At 60.1% G+C, this 8,397-nt stretch carries 8 protein-coding genes and 1 tRNA gene; 4 read left to right on the top strand and 5 right to left on the bottom strand.

Annotated elements, in window-relative coordinates:
• Positions 1-2: 2 nt before the first annotated feature.
• The gene (locus AB0P14_RS11805) at positions 3-785 is read right to left on the bottom strand and encodes an MBL fold metallo-hydrolase (protein ID WP_363842140.1); all 783 of its coding nucleotides are present in this window, start codon (positions 783-785) and stop codon (positions 3-5) included.
• Positions 778-1,791, bottom strand: coding sequence for an NAD-dependent epimerase/dehydratase family protein (locus AB0P14_RS11810; RefSeq protein WP_363842143.1), 1,014 nt, complete (start codon positions 1,789-1,791; stop codon positions 778-780). The genes AB0P14_RS11805 and AB0P14_RS11810 overlap by 8 nt, the downstream gene beginning before the upstream one ends.
• Positions 1,792-1,867: 76 nt before the next feature.
• Here AB0P14_RS11810 and AB0P14_RS11815 point away from each other — a divergent pair, with 76 nt between their 5' ends.
• Positions 1,868-3,097 carry a glycosyltransferase gene (locus AB0P14_RS11815; protein ID WP_363842146.1) on the top strand — a complete coding sequence of 410 codons (1,230 nt, stop codon included), beginning with the start codon at positions 1,868-1,870 and terminating at the stop codon, positions 3,095-3,097.
• 44 nt (positions 3,098-3,141) lie between these two features.
• Here the strand turns inward: AB0P14_RS11815 and AB0P14_RS11820 are convergent, their stop codons facing one another.
• From AB0P14_RS11820 to AB0P14_RS11830, 3 genes are read right to left on the bottom strand one after another with little or no spacing between them, the layout of a single operon-like run.
• Entirely contained in the window at positions 3,142-4,026 is an 885-nt protein-coding gene (locus tag AB0P14_RS11820; protein ID WP_363842198.1) for an NUDIX hydrolase, read from the bottom strand.
• A gap of 43 nt (positions 4,027-4,069) precedes the next feature.
• The gene (locus AB0P14_RS11825; RefSeq protein WP_363842149.1) at positions 4,070-4,555 is read right to left on the bottom strand and encodes a RidA family protein; all 486 of its coding nucleotides are present in this window, start codon (positions 4,553-4,555) and stop codon (positions 4,070-4,072) included.
• 2 nt (positions 4,556-4,557) lie between these two features.
• Complete coding sequence (locus AB0P14_RS11830) at positions 4,558-4,713, bottom strand: hypothetical protein (RefSeq protein WP_170120892.1); 156 nt, start codon at positions 4,711-4,713, stop codon at positions 4,558-4,560.
• Positions 4,714-4,749: 36 nt separating this feature from the next.
• Here AB0P14_RS11830 and AB0P14_RS11835 point away from each other — a divergent pair, with 36 nt between their 5' ends.
• The 3 genes from AB0P14_RS11835 (at position 4,750) to AB0P14_RS11845 (ending at position 8,241) form a co-directional block, all read left to right on the top strand.
• A complete protein-coding gene (locus AB0P14_RS11835) occupies positions 4,750-7,023 on the top strand; it encodes a transglycosylase domain-containing protein (protein ID WP_363842152.1) in 2,274 nt (757 codons plus the stop codon).
• Between the two features lie 12 nt (positions 7,024-7,035).
• On the top strand, positions 7,036-7,986 hold the full coding sequence (locus tag AB0P14_RS11840) for a metallophosphoesterase (RefSeq protein WP_363842155.1): 951 nt from the start codon (positions 7,036-7,038) through the stop codon (positions 7,984-7,986).
• A gap of 178 nt (positions 7,987-8,164) precedes the next feature.
• Positions 8,165-8,241: transfer RNA gene (locus AB0P14_RS11845), tRNA-Pro, on the top strand.
• Positions 8,242-8,397 lie beyond the last annotated feature (156 nt).

The raw sequence follows: 8,397 nt of genomic DNA on the forward strand, positions 1-8,397 counted from the left end.
GCCTAGCTCAGCAATTCTTTGCGGTCTTGGTGGTCGTGGCTGAAATAGAGCTTGACGCCTTGTCTCTGCCATTGCTGCAGTTGCGTAATGGTTTGTGAGTAGTCGCTCCAGAGGTGATTGATGGAGCGGGGCAATGCTTTGATTTTCTCAACCTCACCCATCAGGTCCTCGCCCCACGAGGCGTCGCCGGCCAGCAACGCCTGCTCTTCCACCAACGCACCCATGTGTCCTTTGGCGTGACCTGGCAGGTCCACCAGCCGGTAGCTACCGTCACCAAGCAGGTCCACTTCTCCTTGGCCCGGATCCACCACCAGTTTCTTGGCCGTCGGAAACCAGCCAGGCAGCAACCGCGGCAGGAAACCTTCCTTCAAGTGCGCTTTGGCCAGCGTTTCCAGCATGGCAATGCTGAGCACAAAGGTGGATTCGGGAAAGTAGCGCACACCGCCAAGATGGTCGGGGTGCAGATGGGATAGCACCACAAAGTCGATGGATTCCGCAGGGATCCCATCGGCTAGGAGCTGCGCGGCAATGCCCTGTTCCGGTCGGATCTTAGGCGGTAGTAACAAGCTATACAGGAACCCGGCACCGCCGGCACGCCATGTGGCTGGTCCGTAGCCGGTGTCAAAAAGAACCTTTTGCCCGTCTGGGTGGCAGTACAGAAAAACTCCGGCGGGAAAGACCCGACGTTGACGCGACTGACCATGCATCAGCGCTTTCATTTGATGCGTGGTGTATCCGCAGGCGTAGTAACGCAGTTCCCCTTTAGGCATGGTCAATTTAGGCATGGTCAACAGAATACGTGGCCGCAAAGGCTGCGAGCGCTTGTTCAATGTCTACTGTGGGTTCATAACCCAGCTCGGTCCGAGCTCGTGAAATGTCCAGGGTCTGTGAATAGGCGATGGTGGTAATCATGTACCTGCTCAGTGGCGGCTCTGGATTTCCCGGCAGCACATGGCAGAGACGTTCCAGCAATGCTCCCAGCCCGTAAAGGACCGTGGCGTTGGCCTTGAGGTACCGCGGCGGCAGGCCGAGGTCCTTGAAGAGGATTTCCAATAGCTCCGCAAAGGGGCGCGGCTGCCCGTTGGTGATGTTGTAGACCTGACCGTTGGCGTGGGGTGCTGCGGCTGCCAGCCTCAGGGCCAGCGCCACGTTTTCCACGGCCGTCAGGTCCACCAAATTTTCGCCACCACGAAAGAGCGGAACCCCGATCTTGCGATAGGCCTGCAGCAGCCGCGGTGCCACGCTGGTGTCACCGGCACCGATGAGCCCCCGCGGTCTGATGGTCAGCAGTTCCGGAACTCGCCCTGCCTTGTGGGCCTCGAGCAAGAGAGCTTCGGCAGCGATCTTAGAGCGGATGTAGGAGCTCAAAGGTTTGTGCCGTGGCGGGTGGATCTCTTTGATGTTCAGTCTGTCCCCTTTGTCGGCATAGATGCTCGGTGAGGAAACAAACACGATCCGGGGCACACCATTTCGTTCGACGAAGTCGATCACGTGGCCGGTTCCGGCAACATTGCTTTCTTCGAAGTCTTCCCATTTTCCCCACGGGTTGGACAAAGCGGCTGCGTGCACTACCAAGTCCACGGGGTGCTCTAAGCGCCCAAGTTGAGCCAAGTCTCCAGAGACGGGGGTGGCACCCAATTCCTGCAGCCGCTGCAAGGCCTCTGGGTTACGCCCATGCGCCACCACGGTGTATCCGTGAGCCAAAAATTCACTGACCGCGTACCCGCCGAGGAACCCGGTAGCCCCTGTAATCAGAACCGATGGTGGGGGCGCTGGGAAGTCAGTCGTCATGAACCCATGGTAGGACTTCGGCCACCAAGCGGCCCCGACGCACCGCCGCCACCGCGCAATTCCCTATAGTGGAAATATGCACATCGCCATGGTCACCGACTACTACCTCCCCACGCTTGGCGGAGTGCAAACTGCCATCAAGGCGGCCAAGGAATCGCTGGAAAAGTTGGGGCATCAAGTCACCATCTTTTGCCCACTCCTCAAGGACAACAACAACGCCGGAATAGTTCCGCTTCCGATTTCAAAGGTTTTCCGGCCCGACGGATTCCCGTTCACTTGGCCACCCAAGGATGCGATTGCGCTGCTCAAGGCGGAGTTTGCTGCACGAAACGTGGATGTGGTGCATGTGCACTCAGAGATTTTCGCGGCCCTCGCCGGGATCAGGGCTGCGCAGGATCTTGGCTTGCCTCTGGTCCAAAGTATGCACGGCCGGATTGATGTGTACACGGCCAAAGTGCTTCCACTGCCTCAGCTGACCACAGCTCTGCTCGCCGGACTGCACAGACGTCACCTGCCGCACACCAGCACCCCCGCCGATCCGAGGTCCCCTTACATGAGCACGGCCATGGCCCGGCGAATGTGGCGCCTGATGGTCAATCAAGCCAATGCTGCCGACGCCGTGACTGTGCCCTCACAGCATTTCGCCAACAAGCTCATCCACCAAGGGGTCCTGCCGCCGGTGACTGTTGTCTCCAACGGGCTAGAAGACTCTGTTCTGGACCTTGTAGGCGCCCCACAGTTCCGCGGCAAGACTGAGCAGGAGCCGCTCCGGGTCATGTGGTGCGGACGGGTGTCGCCAGAGAAGCGCCCCGACGTTTTTATCCGCGCAGTCGCTGCGGCCGGTGAGTCTGTGGTTGCCAACATTTACGGCGACGGCGTTGCCGGCAAGCGGGCACGTCGCTTGATCCACAGACTCGGAGTGGGCCACCGGATCACTATGCACGGCGGCGTCCCACAACAGGACGTCCTTGAGGCCATGAAACAGCACCACGTTTTTGTTTCCACGTCCCATGACTTTGACAACCAACCCATGGTGATCCTTGAAGCGGTCTCTTCGGGGCTGCCGGTGGTGGTTTGTGATCCTGATCTGGCTGAAGGTTTGCCAGCCGGAGGGTTCCTCGTGACCGATTCCCCACAGCCGCATCAGCTCACTGCTACGTTGGTTTCTCTCGCCGCGGATTCCAGGCAAATAGCAGCCATGAGTAAGGCAGTTGGGTCCAGCAGCAGCCGGGTGGCCTTCGGCACGCACAGCGCCGGGCTACTCGATGTCTATCAACAGGCAACAGCGGCAAAATCCGCTCTTTGAGCGCTACGAGCGCTACGCCCAAAAACCCCAGAAAGGTGCAGTTCCTACCGCTCCCGGCAGGCTGCACCTTCAGATGCAGGCGCCGTGGCCACCTCTAAGTTGAATTCACCGTCAGCTCCCACCACAAGGGCTGGCTGGTATTCGTTGATGGGCCTCTTGTGGTTCAGGTAGGCGATACAACCGCGGGCGGCAGCAATCTTTTCCAGAATGATCTCCACGCCAGGAACCATCAGCTCATCAAGGCTCTGCCCCGTGGTGACCGAAAGCCCAATTTCATCACCCAACGCGGTGCTGTGCCGGTCCGCCAAGATTTCACTGGCACTGGCCCAACGGCCCCAAACACCCTTGCTTGTGAGCAGTGCCGGGTCCTGGCCGATCGGCAGCGCCGCGGCAAAGTACCGCGTGTCAAAGCGCCTATGGGCGAAGTCAGGACTCATCCAATGACTCAACGGCTTGAGTAGATCCGTCCGCAGGGCTAAACCATAGCGACCCAACATCTCCGAAAAGGTGGTCTCCTGCGCGGCGATGGCTTCGCGTGTCCGCATCCAGTCCGGCCCATTGAGGCCCTCCGCAAGGGAGGATGCGTCAGCTCCGGCCAGCAGGACCCCGGTTTCTTCAAAGGTTTCCCGGATGGCAGCCACCACGTGGCGCTTGGCCAGCCCAATATCTTCGGTGCCGAGGCTCTTGGCCCACGCAGCAGGTGAGGGACCCACCCAGTCGGTGACGTCGTCGTCCGCGGGTTCAATGGCACCCCCGGGGAACGCAACGGTTCCCAGCGGCGAACCGCCCGGACGGTACGTCAAAAAAGTCTTGAGGCCGGCGGGGCTGTCTTTCAACAGCACCACCGACGACGCCGGACGGGGTTTGCTAGGCGTGCGCCCACCAAAATCCAGCCAAGCCTGTGCGGCCTCCCGTTGACCGGTGTTCAGCGGGAAGAGCCGCTTGCCGGCGGGCCGAAAGCCCGCCGAATTATTACTGGAATTCGGCAATCAGCTCAACCTCAACGGGTGAATCCAAAGGCAAAACTGCAACTCCGACGGCGGAGCGCGCGTGGGCGCCTGCCTCACCAAATACTTCGCTCAGGAGCTCGGAGGCGCCGTTGATGACGCCGGGCTGGCCGGTGAAGGAAGGATCCGAGGACACGAAGCCTACGACCTTCACAATGCGGGTGACGCGATCAAGGTCACCAATAACGCTTTTCAGGGCGGCAATGGCGTTGATTGCGCACGTTGCGGCCATGGATTTTGCGTCCTCAGCGGAAACTTCGGCACCAACTTTTCCGGTGGCTGGGAGTTTGCCGTCAATAAAAGGCAGCTGCCCGGAGGTGTAAACATGGTTGCCGGAGATGACGGCCGGTACGTAGGCAGCCACGGGTGCAGTCACCGGCGGCAGGCTGATTCCCAGCTCGGCCAGACGTGCCTCAATGCGTCCGGATCCTTGAGTTGTCGCGGTATTCACCGTTACGCCTTCTCTCTCTTGAGGTAAGCAACCAAGCCGCGTCCGTCGGGTCCTGGAACAACCTGAACCAGCTCCCAGCCTTCGTCGCCCCAGCTATCCAGGATGGCTTTGGTGTTGTGGATAATCAGCGGAATCGTAGAGTACTCCCATTTGGTCATACGTCAAAGCGTAGCCCCTGCCGGTAAACTGGAAAAATGGCAGCAAAAAAACACCCCATTTTCGATACCGCCACAACGCTGGGCAAATTGGTTCTCTTCCTAGGAGTCAGCGCTATTTGTGGCGTCTTGGTGGCCGGGCTCATGGTCCCGGCCGCGGCTCTGGCGAGCACCACCACCACCTCCTCCATCACGCTCTTTGATGAGCTCCCGGACGAGATGAATGTTGGCACGCCGGCTCAGTCGTCCAAGATTCTGGCATCGGATGGTTCCCTGTTGGCAACCTTCTATGACCAGAACCGCACCGAGGTGCCGCTGGATCAGATCTCGCCATTCATGAAGGACGCCATCATTGCGGTGGAAGATGCACGCTACTACGAACATGGCGGCATTGACACCCGCGGTCTGATGCGTGCTGTCACGGCGATGGCCCAGGGCGGTGGCCGCCAGGGTGCTTCCACTATCACGCAGCAGTTCGTGAACAACGTCATCATCCAGACGTACGCTGCCGACGGGGAGTACGACAAGATTAAGCTCGGCGCCGACAAGGGCGTTGGCGAGAAGGTTCGCGAAATCAAGCTGGCCATCGCCATCGAAAAGAAGTACACCAAGGATGAGATCCTGCAGGGTTACTTGAACTGGGTGCTCTACGCCAACGGCAACTTCGGCATTGAATCCGCTGCCTACAACTACTTCGGTATCCACGCCAAGGATCTGAACCTCCAGCAGTCTGCCCTGCTGGCAGGTGTGGTCAACAGCCCGCAGATCTACGATCCCATTGCCAATCCCGAGAATTCCCTCAAGCGTCGCAATCTGGTCCTAGACCACATGCTGGATCAGGGCATGATCGATGCGAAGCAGCACGCGGACGCTGTAGCCAGCCCAATTGATTTGAAGCTGCAGCCCAGCCGCAACGGTTGCACCACTGCTGTACGTGCCGAATACTTCTGCGAGTACGTAGCCAATTTGTTTGTCAATGATCCGGCCTACGGAAAAACTGCCGAAGACCGCCTCAAGGTCTTGCTGCAGGGCGGCCTGACCATCACCACCACACTGGATCCGGTGCTGCAGGATGCCGCCCAGGCCCAGTTTGCGAACTTCGCTCCCATTGACAACAACCCGGACAAGGTCGGCCAGGCCATTGTGTCCGTCCAGCCCGGCACGGGCAAGATCCTCGCCATGGCGCAGAACACCAAGCTGGCAGCACCGGAAGGCCAGTGGAAGACGGACTACAACTTCGCCGTCGACCGCTTGGATGCCAAGGGTGCCACACTGGGCGGCTCCGGCGGCTTCGACGTGGGTTCAACCATCAAGCCGTTCACCTTTGCCGAATGGTTGAACTCCGGCCACAGGATCAATGACACCGTGGATGCCTCGGTGCGCCGCTATCCACAGTCGCGTCCGTGGAACAACAGCTGTGGCTCCACTACCGGCTTCTACGACAGCTCCGACCCCCAAGTTGCCCCGGACCTGCAAAATGCCGACGGTCCCAACGGCATTTACTACCGCACGTTCACGGCCAGGCAGGGGCTCTCCTTGTCCCTGAACACCGCGACCATGGCAACTGCAGCCCAGTTGGATATCTGCAACATCCAGAAGATGATGACGGCCACCGGCATCCACATGGGCAGTGACGTCACCAAGCCCTACAACGTCTCCAGCATCAGCGCCCTGCTCGGCAGTGGCGAGGTTGCCCCGCTGACCATGGCCAATGCCTTCGCCACCTTTGCCTCCGGCGGCGTCCGCTGCGACCCCATTGCGCTGGTGTCCATCACCAACGCCAAGGGCGACAAGTTCCCGGTTCCGGGCGCGAATTGCCAACAGACAGTGAAGCCTGAGGTTGCTGCCGGCGTGAACATGGTTCTCCAGCAGGTACTGCAGCCCGGTGGCTCCGGCTATGCGATTCCCTTGCAGTACCCGGCTGGCGCCAAAACAGGTACCACCAACACTTCCGAGCACACCTGGACCGTTGGTTACACCAAGGGTTTGGCTACTGCTTCCTGGGTGGGCATGCCGGAGAACAAAGCAGACTCCACGAACGGCAGGCTCATCGCCGGCCAGCGTATCCCCTACGTTGACGGGTCAACCTATGCCGGCAAGGCCTGGCAGGGCTACATGAACCAGGTTGCCGGCAACTTCGATGTTGGCGGCTTCGACCTTCCGCCTGCCAGCATGATCAATCCGCCGGTTGTGATCAAGCCCAAGCCAGCTGAAACCAAGTCTGCAGAGAGTGACAAGAAGGCGGAGCCTGACTCTAAACCGGCTGACTCCAAGCCCGATACCGGCAACGGCAACTCAGACAAGAAAGACTAGAGTAGCGCTCATATGTCCAGTACGCGAGTAGCCCCGTCCCGTTTCTCTCCTGTGAAAGCGGCGGCGGGGCTTGCCGTTGCCGCCGGTGTAGGTGCGGTGGCGTACGGCTCTTTGATTGAACGGAATTGGTTTGAGCTCCGGGAGGAGCAGCTGGCCATCCTGCCCCCCGGCTCCGCACCGTTCACGGTCCTACACATCTCGGACATCCATTTGTCCCCCGGGCAGCACAAGAAGACCCGTTGGCTGCGCGAGCTGGCTTCGCTGGCGCCGGACCTGGTGGTCAACACCGGCGACAACCTCAGCCACCCCAAGGCGATTGCGCCGCTGTTGGATGCCCTGGGCCCACTCATGGAGTTCCCTGGGGTGTTTGTTCCGGGCTCCAACGACTACTTCGCGCCCAGCTTCAAAAACCCTTTCTCCTACTTTGCCGGACCGTCCAAGCTGTCCACGGGCAGAAAGCACCATCCCATTCCCCTGGACACGGACGCATTGCATACCGGATTCGGTCTAGGTGGCTGGGTCAACCTAACCAACCGGGCGCAGTCCATCCCACTCAAGGGCATCCGCTTCGACTTCAGCGGTGTGGATGATCCGCACCTGAACCGGGAACGCTATGCGGGCTGGCCCCGTGGCGCAGCGGGCCAGGACAGCGCCCCGCATGTGAAGGTCGCCGTGGTGCACGCCCCCTACCAACGGGTACTGGACCACTTCACCGCCGACGCCGCCGATCTGATCCTGGCCGGCCACACACACGGCGGCCAGGTCTGCATACCCGGCTACGGAGCACTGGTCAGCAATTGCGATCTGCCCACCTGGCGTGCCAGAGGACTCAACGATTGGGAGTCCGGCGGACGTACTGCTCCGGTTAATGTCTCCGCGGGCATCGGCACCTCCCGCACGGCCCCCTTCCGTTTCGCCTGCCGCCCCGAGGCAGTTGTGTTGACCCTGACTGCGAAGGCGTAGCTGGCCCTGCAGCAGGCAGTGCGTTCTGCAGTTTCCATTAGCTTGTCCCTAAGGTTTTGCCTAGCTTTTCCCTAGCCAAGACGCCGCCCTGCCGCTCGATTTCGTATTCGTGGCCTCTGTCCGCTATTCTTGAGAGGTTGCTTTTCCAGACCTTCACTGGTTAGGGAAGAGCGCGGATCGGGGTGTGGCGCAGCTTGGTAGCGCGCGTCGTTCGGGACGACGAGGCCGCAGGTTCAAATCCTGTCACCCCGACCAAAACAGAAAAACAGTGGCATCCATTGGATGTCACTGTTTTTGTTTAACTAGTGGGGTTAGCGGGTTAGCGGCCAGAATGTGTGTATGGCCCGGGCGTGTCATCGGCTTCTTCCGCCCCATCCTTGTTGGATTCCGTTTCCGTCTTCGGGGCTGAAG

The sequence above is a fragment of the Specibacter sp. NPDC078709 genome (genome assembly GCF_040686795.1).
Classification (GTDB): Bacteria; Actinomycetota; Actinomycetes; order Actinomycetales; family Micrococcaceae; genus Specibacter.